Annotated in this window: 17 protein-coding genes; 6 read left to right on the top strand and 11 right to left on the bottom strand. The window is 37.3% G+C overall.

The window, feature by feature from the left end:
- Nucleotides 1-11: 11 nt before the first annotated feature.
- Genes bioB through PHX18_01040 form a run of 5 tightly spaced genes read right to left on the bottom strand, consistent with a single transcriptional unit; the run spans nucleotide 12 to nucleotide 3,596 of the window.
- The gene (gene bioB / locus PHX18_01060; GenBank protein ID MDD3593198.1) at nucleotides 12-938 is read right to left on the bottom strand and encodes a biotin synthase BioB; all 927 of its coding nucleotides are present in this window, start codon (nucleotides 936-938) and stop codon (nucleotides 12-14) included.
- Nucleotides 931-1,653 carry a HesA/MoeB/ThiF family protein gene (locus PHX18_01055; GenBank protein MDD3593197.1) on the bottom strand — a complete coding sequence of 241 codons (723 nt, stop codon included), beginning with the start codon at nucleotides 1,651-1,653 and terminating at the stop codon, nucleotides 931-933. Before PHX18_01055 ends, bioB begins: the two co-directional genes overlap by 8 nt.
- A gap of 19 nt (nucleotides 1,654-1,672) precedes the next feature.
- Complete coding sequence (gene mnmA, locus PHX18_01050) at nucleotides 1,673-2,773, bottom strand: tRNA 2-thiouridine(34) synthase MnmA (protein MDD3593196.1); 1,101 nt, start codon at nucleotides 2,771-2,773, stop codon at nucleotides 1,673-1,675.
- Nucleotides 2,774-2,974, bottom strand: a complete 201-nt coding sequence (gene thiS, locus PHX18_01045; GenBank protein ID MDD3593195.1) for a sulfur carrier protein ThiS — start codon at nucleotides 2,972-2,974, stop codon at nucleotides 2,774-2,776. It lies immediately after the preceding gene.
- Nucleotides 2,958-3,596: a GDSL-type esterase/lipase family protein gene (locus PHX18_01040; protein ID MDD3593194.1), complete on the bottom strand. Its 639-nt coding sequence runs from the start codon at nucleotides 3,594-3,596 to the stop codon at nucleotides 2,958-2,960. Before PHX18_01040 ends, thiS begins: the two co-directional genes overlap by 17 nt.
- A gap of 284 nt (nucleotides 3,597-3,880) precedes the next feature.
- Here PHX18_01040 and PHX18_01035 point away from each other — a divergent pair, with 284 nt between their 5' ends.
- On the top strand, nucleotides 3,881-5,452 hold the full coding sequence (locus tag PHX18_01035) for a hypothetical protein (protein ID MDD3593193.1): 1,572 nt from the start codon (nucleotides 3,881-3,883) through the stop codon (nucleotides 5,450-5,452).
- A 52-nt stretch (nucleotides 5,453-5,504) separates the two neighbouring features.
- Nucleotides 5,505-6,017, top strand: coding sequence for a metal-dependent transcriptional regulator (locus PHX18_01030; protein MDD3593192.1), 513 nt, complete (start codon nucleotides 5,505-5,507; stop codon nucleotides 6,015-6,017).
- Between the two features lie 50 nt (nucleotides 6,018-6,067).
- Here the strand turns inward: PHX18_01030 and PHX18_01025 are convergent, their stop codons facing one another.
- The 5 genes from PHX18_01025 to PHX18_01005 all read right to left on the bottom strand — a co-directional run bounded on the left by PHX18_01025 (nucleotide 6,068) and on the right by PHX18_01005 (nucleotide 11,269).
- The gene (locus PHX18_01025) at nucleotides 6,068-6,376 is read right to left on the bottom strand and encodes a hypothetical protein (GenBank protein MDD3593191.1); all 309 of its coding nucleotides are present in this window, start codon (nucleotides 6,374-6,376) and stop codon (nucleotides 6,068-6,070) included.
- A gap of 108 nt (nucleotides 6,377-6,484) precedes the next feature.
- Entirely contained in the window at nucleotides 6,485-7,678 is a 1,194-nt protein-coding gene (locus PHX18_01020; protein ID MDD3593190.1) for an ABC transporter permease, read from the bottom strand.
- Nucleotides 7,675-8,841 (bottom strand): ABC transporter permease, encoded by a 1,167-nt coding sequence (locus tag PHX18_01015; protein ID MDD3593189.1) that lies wholly within the window; start codon nucleotides 8,839-8,841, stop codon nucleotides 7,675-7,677. The genes PHX18_01020 and PHX18_01015 overlap by 4 nt, the downstream gene beginning before the upstream one ends.
- A gap of 5 nt (nucleotides 8,842-8,846) precedes the next feature.
- Nucleotides 8,847-9,842: an efflux RND transporter periplasmic adaptor subunit gene (locus PHX18_01010; protein MDD3593188.1), complete on the bottom strand. Its 996-nt coding sequence runs from the start codon at nucleotides 9,840-9,842 to the stop codon at nucleotides 8,847-8,849.
- Nucleotides 9,843-9,862: 20 nt separating this feature from the next.
- A complete protein-coding gene (locus PHX18_01005) occupies nucleotides 9,863-11,269 on the bottom strand; it encodes a TolC family protein (protein ID MDD3593187.1) in 1,407 nt (468 codons plus the stop codon).
- Nucleotides 11,270-11,381: 112 nt separating this feature from the next.
- Here PHX18_01005 and PHX18_01000 point away from each other — a divergent pair, with 112 nt between their 5' ends.
- Entirely contained in the window at nucleotides 11,382-11,849 is a 468-nt protein-coding gene (locus tag PHX18_01000; protein MDD3593186.1) for a MarR family transcriptional regulator, read from the top strand.
- A 53-nt stretch (nucleotides 11,850-11,902) separates the two neighbouring features.
- The gene (locus PHX18_00995; protein MDD3593185.1) at nucleotides 11,903-12,310 is read left to right on the top strand and encodes a hypothetical protein; all 408 of its coding nucleotides are present in this window, start codon (nucleotides 11,903-11,905) and stop codon (nucleotides 12,308-12,310) included.
- A gap of 18 nt (nucleotides 12,311-12,328) precedes the next feature.
- On the opposite strand, the gene PHX18_00990 is transcribed toward PHX18_00995, so the two are convergent.
- The gene (locus PHX18_00990; protein MDD3593184.1) at nucleotides 12,329-13,171 is read right to left on the bottom strand and encodes a hypothetical protein; all 843 of its coding nucleotides are present in this window, start codon (nucleotides 13,169-13,171) and stop codon (nucleotides 12,329-12,331) included.
- A gap of 94 nt (nucleotides 13,172-13,265) precedes the next feature.
- On the opposite strand from PHX18_00990, the gene PHX18_00985 reads away from it, so the two are divergent.
- The gene (locus PHX18_00985) at nucleotides 13,266-13,823 is read left to right on the top strand and encodes a hypothetical protein (GenBank protein MDD3593183.1); all 558 of its coding nucleotides are present in this window, start codon (nucleotides 13,266-13,268) and stop codon (nucleotides 13,821-13,823) included.
- A gap of 2 nt (nucleotides 13,824-13,825) precedes the next feature.
- Entirely contained in the window at nucleotides 13,826-16,063 is a 2,238-nt protein-coding gene (locus PHX18_00980) for a hypothetical protein (protein MDD3593182.1), read from the top strand.
- Nucleotides 16,064-16,157: the final 94 nt, after the last annotated feature.

Genomic DNA, 16,157 nt, shown 5'->3' with positions numbered 1-16,157 from the left:
AATTGTCTCCTTTAAGCTTTGGTTAATTGTAAATCTAAATCATGAAGCATTTTCAGGTCGTTTTCCTTTTCAACTCCGTTCGTTGTAAGGTAATTCCCTACAAGAATGCCGTTAATTCCCGCTTGCATGCCTAAATACTGATATTCTTGCGAAAACCTTGTACTTCTGCCGCCTGCGTACCTTAGTATTGTTTTTGGCATTGCTATTCTGAAAATACATATTGTCCTTAGAACTTCTTCTTCGGAAATTTTATCATAATAATTCTCCAGTTTGGTACCCTTGATGGGGTTTAAAATATTGACAGGAACTGTTTTAGGGTTTAATTCAGCCAAAGACAATGCCATCTCCACCCTGTCTTCCCTTGTTTCACCCATTCCCAAAATCACGCCTGTACAGGCTTCTATCCCGTATTTTTGCAAAGTTTTGATTGTATTTATTCTGTCTTGAAAATTATGAGTGGTACAGATTTCTTTGTGATAATTTTCTGATGTATTGATATTGTGGTTAAATCTTTTTACTCCTGCCTGTTTAATTTGTTTTATCTGCTCTTCTTCAAGAAGCCCCAAAGAAGCGCAGCAGTGTATTCCGTCAACTGATGCAACTGCCTTTATCATGTCTAAAACTTTGCCAAAGTCTTTGGTTTCAACGGTTCTGCCTGATGTTACAATACAAAATCTCGTAGCGCCGTTTTCTTTTGCCGCAAGCGCTGCCTGTTTTACTTTTTCAACTTCAAGCAAAGGATGGCATTCAATCTTTGCTTCGTTGTGGGCGCTTTGGGAACAGTATTTGCAGTTTTCTTGGCATTCACCTGTTTTTGCGCTGATAATAGAGCAGGCTTCTACAGTATTTTTAAAATGCTCTTTGGTAATTGCCGAGGATATTTTAACCAATTCCTCCAACTCCAAGTCATATAATTTTAATAATTCTTCCTTATTCATAATCTTTGCACCATTTGCAGTTTTTATTTCTTTCAAATTTTAGTTTTTTAAAGTTCATTTGTAATCCGTCAAAGACAAGCAATTGATTGGTCAAAAGCTCACCTGTTCCGAGAATAAGTTTAACAGCTTCCATAGATTCAACAGAGGCTATCATAGATACCGTAGGGCTTATAACTCCTTTTACAACATAAGCCTCCGGGTCCGCATCAGGCAGCAGGCATCTCAAACACGCACTTTTATGGGGCAAAACAGTAGTTACCTGACCCCTGAATTCCGTTACCCCGCCTGCTATTAAAGATTTATTCATCTTTAGTGCAATGTTATTTAGTAAAAATTTTGATTCAAAACTATCAAAACAATCTATGATTAAATCATATTCGCCGGCAATTGATTGATAATTATTTTCATCGAGCCTTACATTATAAGTCTTGATGTTAATATCGGGGTTAAATTCTTGTATCCAGTTTTTGGCAGAGTTTATTTTTGCCTGTCCGATATTTGCAAATTTATGAATATATTGTCTGTTTAAATTAGACAGCTCAAGAATATCATTGTCTACAATCCCGATAGTGCCGACTCCTGCAGCGGCAAGGTTTGCAATAACAGTTGACCCCAACCCGCCTGCACCGCAGATTAAAACTTTTGCACTCAGGAGTTTTGTTTGACCCTCTGCGCCTATTTCATTGATTAATATATTTCTGTCATATCTTATCAATTCGTTATTCCCTTATAATCTATAAGACTTTATCAATAATTCCGCCGCCTAAGACTGTATCGCCTTCATATAACACGACGGCTTGCCCGGGAGCAATGGAATTTTGCATATTTGTAAATGTAACTTCTATATCATCATTTGCCAAAGGAGTCACCGTTACTTCTGCCGGTTCCTGAGTGGAGCGGATTTTTGCGAAACATCGAAGTTCCTTCTCAGGTTTATCATACCCTATCCAATTCATTTTGACAGCAATAAGTTTGTCGTTCATGGTTTTGTCTTTAAAACCGACGACAACTTCATTTGTATCTTTTTTAAGCTCAATTACATAAAGCGCTTCCGTAGAGCTGATACCAAGCCCTTTTCTCTGTCCGATTGTGAAATTCCATATTCCGTTATGGGTTCCTAAAATATTGCCTTTTGTATCCGTAATATTTCCTGTTTTGTTTTCGACCTGCAAAAGCCGGTTATAATCGCCCTCATAAAAATCCTGACTGTCGGGTTTATCCGCAACGCTCAACTCTTGGGATTTTGCAATTTCTCTTATTTCGGATTTTTCAAATCCGCCTAACGGTAAAAGAATATTTTTCAACTGTTCCTGATTTAATCTGTGCAAGAAATACGACTGGTCTTTTTTAGGGTTTATTCCTCTTTTTAAAAGGAGTTGCCCGTTGTTGCCCTGTTCAATTCTTGCATAGTGTCCTGTAGCGAATTTATCAAATTCAATACCGTTAAGTTTTGCAAGGCGGGGTAAAACATCAAACTTGATAAGTGCGTTACACCAAATGCAAGGGTTCGGGGTTCTTCCGTGCAAATATTCTTTTTTAAAATTTTCAAGCACAATTTCCTGATATTGCTTTGCACAATCAAAAACGTGAAATTCTATACCTATCTGTTCACAAATTTTTTTTGCGGCTTCAATATCTTCTTTCTCATCAGGTCCAAGACAAGCTCCATGAGCTTTTTTCGGCAGTTTATCCAGCTCCTCCTGAATTTGCTTATAAATACCGCCCTTACCCCAAATAGCCATTGTTGCTCCAATGACCCGGTGTCCTTGTTCCTTCAGTAATATTGCTGTTGTTGATGAATCAACACCGCCTGACATACCGACAAGTACTTTCACTTAACCCCCTCCGGTAAAACCGACTAACTCTATAGTGTCGCTTTCTTGAAGCGGTTCTGAGGCATAGTCTTCTTTGTTAATAATTTTTAAATTCTTTTCAATCACAAACATTGTGCCTGCAATTTTTCTCTCTACAATAAAATCCGCTATTGTATCAGAGTTATATAATTCTACTTCTTTGCCGTTAACGGTTATTTTCATTAAAAGTTCCCTCCTCAATAAAATCTGTCAGTTTTTCAGCTATGATTGCATGAGCTTGCGCACAATAATGCAGCCCGTCTTGTTCTGACGGCGATACAAATTCATTAAAGTCTATAATTTCACAATGGCTTGCTTGTGCAATTTGCTTATATATCTGACCTATTTGTTTTGATTTATCAATTGAATTTCGGTCAAACTGGTGGGCAAAAGCACCGTTCAAGATATCTTCGCTTAAAATTACAGGCGGCACAATAATAATTCTTGCACCGGGGTGGAATTTTTTAACCGTTGCAATAAGAGTCAGCAACCCTTTTTCAACAATCTCCCAATCTATATGAAAAGATGTCTGTAAATCGTTTGTTCCAAGCGCTAATATTGCAATATCAATATCCGAATATTCTCTCAGGCAAACAGGTAAATACTTTTGACCGTTTTGGATAAATCCGCAAGGGTTATAGGCAAATCCTGTCCTGTTATTACAGCCTTCTTCAATAATTTCATAGTCATTGCCAAGCAACTTCACAAGCAAAGCTGTCCAGCGGGTTGTTTTGTTGTATCTGCCCGAGTTTTCGGGGTTATAGCCGTATGTATTTGAATCTCCATAGCATAGTATTTTTTTCATAGAAGAACCTTGATTTTTTGCTTTCCTTATTTTTTATGCCATACCATAACATACTACAAACACTAAATTTTTACAAGATTAGAGTATTGACATTTTATTTTTTTATTTAATATAATATGTTATGAGCATGAATGTAAAATTAAATCAAAATATGTATTGTTGTTGTCAGTTCTTGAAATTAAGGACTTAGTCAACGCTGCAAAGATTTTTCGATATTGAAAAGGGTCCTTAATAAATTTTAAGGACTTTTTTTTGTGAAGAATTTTAGTAAAGGAACGTTAGAAATGATAAAAGTGAAGGCAGAAAATAATTATTCAAAACCCAATTTTAGAGGGGTGTTGGACACTACATTAACAAAAGGACTGGCAATTCTTGATACAAAACCAATGATTAACGCTTCTGTGATTGATGTGTTTGCAATGGATATACCAAGACCTATTGTAGAGTATAGAGAAAGAAACAAATATGCAGCTGCAGAGATGGCATTTAGGGAATTTACGGGAACTTTTATAGCCTGCTTTTCCGCCGGGTTATTCGGGCAATTGATAAATAAAGCAGCGTCCAAATTTGTACAGCCAAAAGTAAAAGTAAATAACAATTCCTGGGCATCCAACAATATTCTTGATGTATTAAATAATGTTTGGAACACTTCAAATAAGACAGCAAAAGGCTATGTAGAGAACCTTTTATCATCTTTATCAGGCTTTAGCAAGGATAAAAATATAAACTGGAATGAAATTAACTGGGACAAAATCCGGTGGTATGACAAAGATGCCTGGCAAAAATTCAAATGGGGTAATAAAGAATTTGAAAATATTCATACCTCACTCAAATCACATCAAAGTATATCAGAAGGATTAACAAGGTTAATAACGGACAAAACCGTCAGCGGGAATGACTCAAAAAACCTGCTGGAAATCATAACCCACAGAATAATTAATGCAACTTTGTCAGAAAATAACATAACCGTTAAAAACGGCGGGAAATCTGTTACAAGTACTATACATAACGTTCTTAGAGATACCATAGATGCAGGGCAAAATATATTCAACTCTTCCGATACGGAAACAATACTCAAAAAATTAAAAGCGCTAAACAGTATCAAAACCTTTGGTGCAATTTCATTATCTATCGGGCTTGCACTTACAAATCAGGCGTTAAACCGATATATTACAAAAAAACGCACAGGCACTGCGGCATTTGTAGGGAATATGGATTATCTTTCGGACTTAAACACCCAAAACAAGAGAGAAGACAAGAAAAAGAACTTAAACCTTTATAAACTTCTTGCAGGCAGCGGATTTATTTTAATGCTTGTGAAGGTGATGAACATTAACAGTTTAAAAGATTTGGTGAAGCGTTTAGAACTTACCGGACCTGCAACAAGCGGGCATGCTATCAAAGTTGTCTTTGGAGCGCTTGTTTTGGGCAGGATTTTGGCATCAAAAGACAAGACAGAGTTAAGAGAAACTGTATTCAGAGATTATATGGGATTTCTTAACTGGCTTGTTTTAGGCGGTTTTGTGGCAAAAGGTGTTGCCCAAATTTTAGACCCTAAAAAAGAAAATCTGTTCAATATCTCAAAACCGGGAAAAGGTATCTCGCACTGGTTGAAAAATATTTCCCTGAAAACCCATGCGGAAATAACGGCTCAAGGCGGTAAGCTCGTGAAAGAAAATATCAGAAAATTAAACATAGCGCATATTTCAGGGCTTGCATATTCGCTTTTGATGCTTGGAATTATATTGCCAAAGCTAAACATTGCAATGACCAAAAAAAATCAAACAAAAACCAAACCGCCTCAAGCAGTTCCATTGGATATAAACAAGTATATGCCCGTTTATTTCAAAAAATAAGTATCTTATGGTATAACATAAAATATTAGGCAGGCATGATTACAGGCAAAAAATGAAAGAACTTACCCAAAGTCTTGAGAAATATTTGCACACTGTTTATGAATTGGTGCAAAAAAATTCCGCAGCGAGAGTAAAAGACGTAGCGGCAAAAATGCAGGTGGGCGCATCCTCAACTTCAGAGGCCGTTAAGGCACTTGCAAAAAAAGGCTACCTTAAATACGAACCTTACGGTTTAATTACAATGACGTCCAAGGGGCAAAAAATTGTCGAAGAAAAGATAAACAGGCATCAAACTATCCGTACATTTTTAGAAACGGTGCTTATGATGAAGCCTGAAGAAATTGAAACCTCTGCTAATAATATAGAATTTTCCATGACGGAAGATGTTTTAAAAAGGTTTGTTGAATTTCTTACTTTTATGCAGACTTGCACGTGCAAAGAACCTAAGTGGATTAAGAGCTTTCAATATTTTGTCAATGAGGGCAAAATGCAGGAGAAGTGCAACACCTGTATAAAGAATAAAGACACCTTCGACAACAGCCATTGCTGCGGCTGCGGAGTGTAAAAAATTTTGCATTAAAAAGAGTGCCATCAGCACTCTTTTTAATACTTTTATTATACTTCAACAGAAAAAGTGTTTTCTATTGGTTTATCAAGGAGCTTTTCAAGTTTTTCAGACGATGGTTTAGGAGGTGCTGTCTTTGGGGCAGCGTCATCTGTCGGCTTAGATTGACTAAATAATGACGTATGTAGCTTATAATTATTGTAGTCAGTACCTTCAGGCTTTGCTATCCCTTTTTCTAACAATGCTTCATAAACTTCGGGATATTGTTGTGATACTCGTTTGAAATCACCTTTTTTAGCCTCTGCTCTTATTGCAGCACTGCCTATTTTACTAAAATCAACTGCACCCACTTCTGACATAATTTTCTCCTTTTCTAATTTCTAACTCTGCATGAAAAATTGATATGTTTAAATAAACAATTTTTGAACAAAAAAATTGCCATTGGTATTTTCAGGTTTAAAAACTTATTATTTAACTTTTTTCTGCATACGCTTAACCACAAGGCAAGCGAGGAAAAAATACAACACACAAAGTCCGACCAAAAGCCAAAAATCACCCTGAACCTGCCAAAAGCTTGCGCCCATCTGGTTTATTTTTATCAAGCCGTTTATGGCGGGGGTAGCGGGCATGAATTTTGAAAATACAAGTAGTCCGAAAGGTATGCTTTCTGTGGGCCAGACAAACCCCGGCAAAAATATCAGCGGAACAGAAGTAACAACAAGCGCCATCAAAGAACTTTCTCTGCCGGTATAAAAGAACACCAATAATTGCCCCAAAAATGCGGTAGCAAAAAGAAACGGTAAAAAAAGTAAAATCATTGGTATTATGTTATAGCTCATATCATAAACAAGAAACGCCGGCGGTATCAAAAAATATATCAGCGTATAAACTGTATAAATTGATGTATAAGCCAGACTTTTGCCAAACACTATTTCTATGGGATTATCGCTGAATTCGTTAACCTTATCCGACTTAACCTCAACAGCACCGTCTTTTGACCATTCTTTGCAGCCTTTAAGCCTTTCCTTTAATGTTCCGCCTAAAATCCCCGCGCCTATCAGCATAGTCTGCTGCAATATTAAAATTAATACAATCGGATAAAGGTAATTTTGGTAACTTGATACAGGGTTATAAAGCGGCATATCAACAAATTCAAACGGCAGTTTCATACTTATTGCCTGCTGTTTGCTTAAGCCCTTTTTCATAAGGCTTCCTATCTCTATTTTTGCCCCAAAAGATGTTGCAGTAGTGATAATTCCCGTTGCAACCTGCTTGTATATAATTAAAAAAGCGCTATCTTCATAAGAAGTAATAAAAGAATGCCCGCCTCTTAAAATATCTTTTTCAAAGCCCTTTGGAATAACGATAAACGACTTGATTTTATCACGGTAATATTCTTCTTTTGCAGCGTCAATATCTATAGGTTCGGAAGTAACTTTTATAAATTCATTGCTGTCTAAATTTCTTATAAATTCTCTTGAAAAAGAACTGTTATCAAAATCCACCACACCCAGAGGTACTTCCCTCAAAATATGCGTAGAAAAAGGGATAGTATAAAACAACGAATACATAAAAATCCCAAGCACCATCACAAGCATACTGCCTTTGTCTGTCATCATATTTTTAAATTCTGATTGAAATATGCGCCAAAGATTTTTCATAGCTGATACCACAAACTTTCATCCTGAGCGTGCTTTTTTAATAACGGTAAAAAGAAGAACCCAAAAGCTGCCAAAGCCAACATCCAAACAACATAAATAACATCGTACTTTGGTGCAAAACCTCTCATCATTTGGTCTATTACAAGATTTACATATGGTCTTATAGGTAATAATGCGCTGTAAAATTGTGCAAAAGGCGGCATTGCCATAGCAGGATAAGTCATTCCCGCAAAAGTCAACCCCAATGAAGTATAAAAAGCACCGCTGCTCAGTGCAAACCTTAAATTAGACAACACTGCGACAAAAATAACTCCTGCCATTTGATATGCAAGTATAAAGCAAAAAGTTCCCAAAGTTAAAAAAATCAGGTTAGCTTCAAACGGAGCGCTGTAAGCTAAAACGTAGGTGCCGTAGGCAATCGTCATCAATACTAAAAAACAAACCATATAAACCGCAAGTTTGCCAAAAACTGCCGCAAATATGGAATTATTTGCGGTTTCAAGCCATTCTTTTGTTGTTCCCTCTTTAAACTCAACCCCCAATGACCAGATTACCAGGAATATTATAATAATCTGAAAAGTATGCGCAAAAGCCGCATAGGACAAAAAGTAAGAGTAATTCAAATAAGGGTTTGAATGTATATGTTCATCTACCCTTATAAGGTTTATTTTTGCCATCGCAGCGTCTTTTGGAAGCCCTTTTTTCATCTGTATTTTTAGCGTAATGCCTGCCATGACGCTTTGTATGGCGGTTTGAACTTCTTTTGTTATAACTCCTCCGATTAAAATTGCCTGATTGTTGTAGTAATAAACAAGCTGCGGGCGGGTTCCCCGTGTTATATCCCGTTTGAAATCCTTTGGAATATACACCAGCGCATAAGCATTTCCGCCTGAAATCAGTTCTTTGCCTTCTTTTAAATCGGCAACCCTGTATTTGACCTCACAGGCAGGCGTTGCATCAATCATTCTTACAATCTTTCTTGAAAGATTGCTGTTGTCCATATCCAGAACCGCTACGGGTAAATCCGTCGCGGAACCCGCCAAAAAAGTAAACGCTATAACAAAACATACGAACAGGGGCGCTATAAATAAAATCACAAGGATAAAAGGGTTTGCAGCCAGTTTTTTAACTTCTCTTTTTGACGTTTTGACAAAAGCGTTCATAATGCTTAGTTCTTTCCGACTTTGTTCCAATCAGCGATAGCGCTCATGCCTGCTCTAAGTCCTTCGGGCGGAGTAACGGGGCGGGCATGGATTTCAAAAGTTTTTAAATCAAAATCGCCTCTGACTTTGGTAGCTCTCCAAGTGGCAAAATTACCGAGTACGGAAATATAATCGACTTTAACTTTTACGGGTTCTTTGCCCACTGCGGGAATTGTTACGTCAAATTCACTGCCCATTTTGATTTTTGACAACAAATCTTCTCTTAAATTAAACACTACCCAGTTATCATTAATATCAACAATCGTAATAATTGTGTACCCCGCACCGACAAGTTCGCCCTCTTCGACCGCAATATCGGTAATCTGACCGGAAATCGGAGTTTTGATTTGGTTCTCCTGCAGGTAAGAATTTACCTCTTGAACAACCCCTTGCGCTTTTCTTACGTTAGCGCCCGCAAGGATTTTTTCCTCGTATCTCGAGCCTGTAACATACATTTGCAGGTTTGCTCTTGCAGCTTCGACGGTTTTTTGTGCGGTTTTATACCGGGTTGATATTTCATCAAGTTTTTGGGCGGCAATAACCCCCTCTTCATTTAGCTTTTTCATGCGTGTATAAGTCTTTTGCGCCAGCTCAAAGTCAGCTTGAGCCTGATTTAGCGAGCTTAAAGCCATTTCTTTCTGTTCTTGTCTTGCACCGTTGTCTATCGCCAGTTTTTGAGCTTCCGCCGCTTCCAGTGCGGCTGTTGATTGTTGTGATTTTGCAAAAATATCCGGGGTGTCTAAAGTGATTAAAACATCGCCGGCTTTTACCATATCGCCTTTTTTAACATGGATTTGTTTTATCCTGCCCGTAATTTTTGAGGATAGGTCAACGGTTTTAGTGTCTACTTCCCCCTGAATTACCATTTGTGCATTATTTTTCATCACGGCAAGGGTTAAAATTATTATTGAAACCGCAACCGCTATAATGGAGGAAATAATTATTAAAGACTTTTTATTCATAACAGCTCCTTATTTAAGACTTAAAGATGTTCTTCACGGGAATTTTTTATGTATTGCAAAATTCCTTCCGCACTGCCGTTTGTACTCAACAATTCCGCAAGCATTACATCATAATTATACAGCGCATTTAAACGCTGGATTTTTACGCTCGAAAGCGCGGTCTGCGCGTCAATCACCGCTAAAGATGTTCCCACCCCTTCTTGAAATGCCAGCGCAGCCGTTCTTAGCGCTTCTTGCGCACTTTCAACGGATTGGTCGGTACTTTCGTACTGTTCCTTGTATTTGAAAACTTCGTTGTAATTTTTGGTAACTAAGCTTTCTATGTTGTTTTTTGTATCTATGGTTTCATATTTAACCTGTTTTCTCACAGCATCAGCGGCTTTCAGGTTATTATACCTGCTAAACCCGTCAAAAAGAAGCATATCAGCCTTAGCCCCTACCGCAAAAGTCGGAATTTGGTGCGATAAATTGCTTGCACCTAAAATATCGTATGCAAAAAGGCTTACTGTCGGAGAATAATTGGCGGCTTTGCTTCTGTAGTTAGCCTGAGCCAGTTTTGCTTTTGCTTCCATTTGCTTAAGATTGGGGTTATCCTTCATTGCAGCTTGCTTAAAGTCCGCAAGTTTCGGCAGCGCCTGTTCATAAATAAACAGGCATGAGCAGGGGGCGACTTTTACACCTGTAAGGTCAATATTATCAGCCTTAATCAGGGTTTTTAAGCCCTCTTCTATAATATCGGCATCTTTAAGCGCGGTATTATAATCACGCTGCGCCTGTCTGTGTGCAACTTGTGCGTGCAGCCTTTCTGATTTTGGGATTATACCTTGAGCTTCAAGTTTTTTCGCATCCTCAAGGTGTTGTTTGGTTGTATCTGCAACCTGTTTTTTTACTTCTACAACATCGGCTGCAAATTTCAAGCCGTAATATCTTTTTATAAGTTCGATTATAAGTTCGTTTGTCAAGACGCGGTATTTTTGGTTTGAACTTTCAAGCTTGGCTCTTGCCGCTGAATTAAGCGCAAGGATTTTGCCCCCGGTAAATATATTCCATGTTGCCCCGACACTCGTTAGCCAAAGGTCTTGATTTTGCAGCGTTGTGGGAGGAACATTAATCAATGTGCCGCCCAGGCGAAGAGGAGCCGTTTCTACCGCAATATCTTCGTTAAAATGAATATAAGTCGTATTTATACCTATCTTTGGCAAAAATTCCCCAACCGCGGCATTTTTTTCATATTTTTTTGCGTTAATCTCTTCTAATACAGCTTTGATAGCGTTGTTATTTGTCATCATTAATTCGTATGCCGTTGCAAAATTCAAATCAACTTTTTCAATTTGCGCATTCTTTACTTCCCCGGCTAAAGCGCCATAGCAGTTAATTAAAAAAACCGCTATAAAAGATAATATTACTGTTTTACTTTTGCCTGCCATGTATAACTCCTGCGATTTAAAAATTAAATATTAATCGGTTGATATTATAACGTGTTGACATACTAACACGAGGTTGTTATAATTACAAGCAGTTATTAAAAGTTTTTTATAAATGGAAAAAATCAAAGTAAAACATTATACCGATACATTTATTTATTCGATAGAGCAAACTTTAAAGTGCTTTAAACTTGCGGCTGTGCAGTATTTTAACTCCTTGAATATAGGCACTACGGCAGAGCAGTTTATTGTGCTTGATACTATTTACTGCAATGACGGTATTTGCCAGAGAGATTTGGCAAAATTAATGTTGAAGGATAAATCAAACATTAACAGGCTTATAAATATTCTTGAAGAAAATAAGTTTACAAAACGCTCAATAGGCAGAAAACAAAACAGGTTGGTAAATCAGATTTTTATAACTCCAAAAGGCAAAAAATTAATTGAAGATACTATGCCGCAGGTTAAAGAGTTTCTTTTAAGCCTTATGGAGCATATTTCCGCAAAGGAGATTGAACAGGTTCATACATTAACCGAAAAGTTCAGGAAAGATTTAATGAACGCCGTCAACTTCAACATATAAATAATACAGAAGTTTTGTAAAGAATTTGGTTCTTATAGCAAAAAATAATCTTTTTGGGTTTAAAATCAGAACAGGCAAAACCAAAGGAAAATACCATGCATATTCAAAAAATAAATCAGACACAGGCATTCAGCGGTTTATGGGGCGATAAAAGTATTAGTAATCAAACCAAACCATCCGAATATCAATACAAAATGACCAGTTACGAGTATTATCCGTTTGAAAACGAAATTCTTGAACATCCTGACACATTTGAAGCTTCATATGCAAAATTACCCAAAACCGTTCGTGTGCCTAAAGGCAGCAATGGCTGCGATGAATATCACAAAATTGACGTACAAGCGTCGCTTCCTTTTACGCAGGAAGAGTATGAAAGTTATAAAAACGGCACTTTAAAAAGCAGTCTGACAAAAGATTTAATCAGGGCTTATGCCGGATTTACCGAGAATCCCCCTGTGTAAATCACACCGATAATGCGACTATCGTTGAAGCGGCTCCCAGTCCTTGTCCGCGAACTTTAGGTGTAAATTACGCCGGCAATACGACCAGAGTTGAAGGTCTAAAGAATCTTTTTTCTCATCAATCTCATAACAATATTTGACGGGCGTACGGTTAAACCCTCTTAAGTGCATTGCTTGCATAACGCCTGAAGAATCACCGCTGTCTCTATCGTAAAAGCCTATTATGAGCAGTGAGTTGTTGTTAAGTCTTTCCTGTATTTTGTCCAATAATTCCGCCTGTTTTCTTCCGGGGAAATAAGGCCAAACATTGCGCAGCATCAAAACACTGTTATTTTGTTCCAAATTATCTATGTCTTTGTGGACGTCTCCCGTGTGAAACCGGACTTTGTCTTTTAATTCTTTTCTGACTTTAAAAATACAATTTTTTCCGTCCGACGGTTTTGCCTGATTTAAATATGCGCCAAGATTATTTGATGTTGCTTTATTAATATTTTTTTCATCATCACATGTTCCTTCTATAATACCTTCCTCAGTTTGTTCCAGAATTTTTGCGTCATAATCTACGGCAATAATAGGAAAGAATTTCTCCGCTTTTTTAGGTCCGAGTTTTTCTAAAAGCAGCATAGCCAAAGAATAAGGCTCTGAACCGTCAGAGCAGGCATAACAATAAACATTGACTTTTGGTACATCTTTGTATTTTTGGTCCAAAAGTTTTACAAGCTGCGCCCATTCTAAATCATTTCTGAAAAAACAGGTTGTATTACGATGAACAATTTGTCCGGTTTCATCGTATACTCCCCTTGCATTGGAGCCAAAAACCGGAGAATTTTTATAACATGTGTTTAACGGTATAATTTTCATACACATTATAAATTTGCTGAAAAAATTTTTTTGTTATTTTTAACAAACAAGGCTTTTTCTTATGTTACAATTTTAAATAAAGGAGAATTGTTGTATGAAAAAGATATTTGCAGTTTTTTTGGTTTTAATTTTAAATTTTTACATAGCTTTGCCGGGCTTGGCAATATCAGAAACAGATAATCTGCAAATACAAAAGAAATCACATCATTTGCACAGCCGCTTATCCAAAACTTATGTTGGCGAAGTTTATAAGATAAAAAATTCTTCTTCTGCTCCGGTAACGCTTGAAACTATAGCGCTGCACGATGTTGTTTCAGGTAAAGCCGCTTATTTTTCGGTAAGGAGAACCGCTATTAAGCAAACTATGGTAGTCTTGGGTACAGGTCTTGCGCTTGCAATACCCACATTGTTTATCTCCGCAATAATTAGTGTAATCGCTGTTCCTTTTGTTGTTGTAGGTAATTTTTGCGGAAACAGAGGCGCTGATATGGAGGGGGCAAGATATTCCAAAAATACCGAACTGGAAGAAGCATTGGTTTTGCAGCCCGGTGAAGTTTACGAAATAAAAACCCTGAAAGCAAGAGGTACAACGCCGAAATTAAGCGTTATTTATTCTGTGGACGGCGAAAGATATACTATTGAAAAGGATTAAGAATGGAAAATTTTAACGGTAAAACTCCGCATTGTGAACTTGAAAAGGAATTATTTTTACAGGTTGAAGCTAATACGCCTGAATACATTAAAAAAGATGAATTGTTTGATATAAGAAACCCCGAAGCGTTTGAATTTGTTCTAAAAAAAGAACATCTGGAAAAATATGACGCACAATTAAACCCCGCAGGGTTAGGACTGGGCGAATGGTTTGAAAATTATGAAAAAGAAGCGAAGGTTTCAACCGCCGGCATAAGAGGACCTCAAAATATTTTGTATCCGCAGGATACAAGATTTCCGATTAACAAAGCGGGCATAATGCTTGCTACAATCGGCAAAGCTCTTAGCGCACTGCAAAAGCATCCTGACGGAGAACTGCATAAAATTTTAGGAGGCGAAGTCCGCTACAACACAATAGAATACCTCGATATTATATCCAGATTACAGGCGCAGTTTGGAATTAAAACCCATATTCCCGTAGATAAAGCCGCTATACCTATTTGGATGGCATCGTTTTTGGCTTTTAAACTGGACTTGCTTGGCGGTGAATATATTACTTCAAGCCACGGTATAAGCGTAAAAAACGCTACAAAAGACTTGAATGACCAGGGCAGTCAATATTTGCCGGAAGAATCAATGGAATTCGTTAATAAAATCAAAGAAATTTTTAACGAAACAGAAAAAAACGGACAATATGTTATTAAATTTTCTTCCGCCGATAACCCTAATATTGACGAAAAATTAATGAAAGAGCTTGATAACGGCGCAGCGCTTTATGTTGAATATTTAAAAGACAGCGTTGCAACCCTTAATAATCTTGAAGAGATTTCAACCCTTAAAAATAAAGTTATTATTGAAAATGTAGGCGGAAGCGCATATCATACGTTAAGCAAAATCCTGAAAGAGCTTAATATTGCGGATAATTTTGAATGGCTGCATAAGGAAGAATCCCCGTTTTTCCACTCTATAGGTAAATATGACCACGACCCTAAAGGCAACAAGACTTTTTATGATTATTCGGTAGATGCAACGGTTGTGGCAAAAGATGAAAACAACAAACCTTTTATGCCCGTTATTAAGAGCCTTAATTACGGTAAGGTTTTGGCGGATAAACCCTTGGGAACAGTTGTTTTAATTACAGACCCCGACCATGACAGGCTTACTGTTACTCAAATAGAAAGCAGTGAAAATATCCCTGCGCTAAAAGCTTTGGGAGTAGATTTTACCGAACTTTCACAGGGAAGAATACTTTGTGTTTATACTGCCAATCAGGGGTTTTTAATGCTGATGGATTTTTGGGCAAAACAGCTGCAAAATGCAGGGAAGTTTGATAACCATCCCAGGTTTATTATAAAAACAACAGCCTCTGCCCTTTCCTGGGATGAATGGGCTGCAAATAACGGCGTAAAAGTTGTGAATGTTCCCGTAGGATTTAAAGAAATCGCCAATGTTCTTAAAAAGGCGGAAAAACAGATTGCCGAAAATAAACCCGTAACAATAACCGATGTTTTCAATGAAAAGATTGAGTTGGGAGTCAACCCGAGATTAATCTTTGGCGGTGAAGAATCAGGCGGTATGATAATAGGACCGGAAAAGCTTATAAAAAGCAAAAATGGCAGAACCGCCCTTGCCATGAGAGAAAAAAGCGCTGCAGAAGCCATTATTGTAGCCTCTGCGTTAGTTGCTTCTTTGGAAAAACAAGGTAAGACCCTTTCCGATAACTTAAAAGAAGTGTTTGAAGAAAATAAAATCACGGGCAAATTTGACGTCAGAGAAGATATAAGCTACTACAACGAAAGTGAAAGCAATATTGAAAAATTAAAACTTTCCAAAAAAGAAGGTGAAGCAAAACGTACGAAAAATGACCTTTTTTACCTTACTCTGGCTTTGGCGAAATTTGACGGCTTGATAAACATTGGGCAGGTTAGAAAAATTTTGCAGGATGTGTTTAAGGAGCTGGATTTTTCCGCTCTTGAAGATATTAAATTTACAGGCGACGGTTCTTATCTGGTTTTTGCGGATAAATACGTGGAAATAAGGCCTTCAGGTACGGATGCCAAAACAAAGGCTTATGCGTCCGGATTATCTAAAGAAGAGCTTTCAAAGTATGCCATAGCGCTTGGAAACTATTCAGGTGAGCGCAGCGAAATATTTAACAGTTTAATTAGCGATGATTACTACAAAAAAGCAAAAACGTACTCACAAAATTTGTATCAAATTTGGTCTGATAAAAAAGACTAAATCTACGACTTGAGTTAGAGAAATTTCTATATTCCGTTTAATATTAAAAAAGCAAAAACACCGTTATTATTATATCATAGGATGTGTGTTAGGA

The organism is Candidatus Gastranaerophilales bacterium, assembly GCA_028696075.1.
Taxonomy (GTDB): domain Bacteria; phylum Cyanobacteriota; class Vampirovibrionia; order Gastranaerophilales; family JAILCC01; genus JAQVHS01.
Note: the sequence above shows the minus strand (reverse complement) of the source record. Positions and strands in the feature narration are given on the sequence as shown.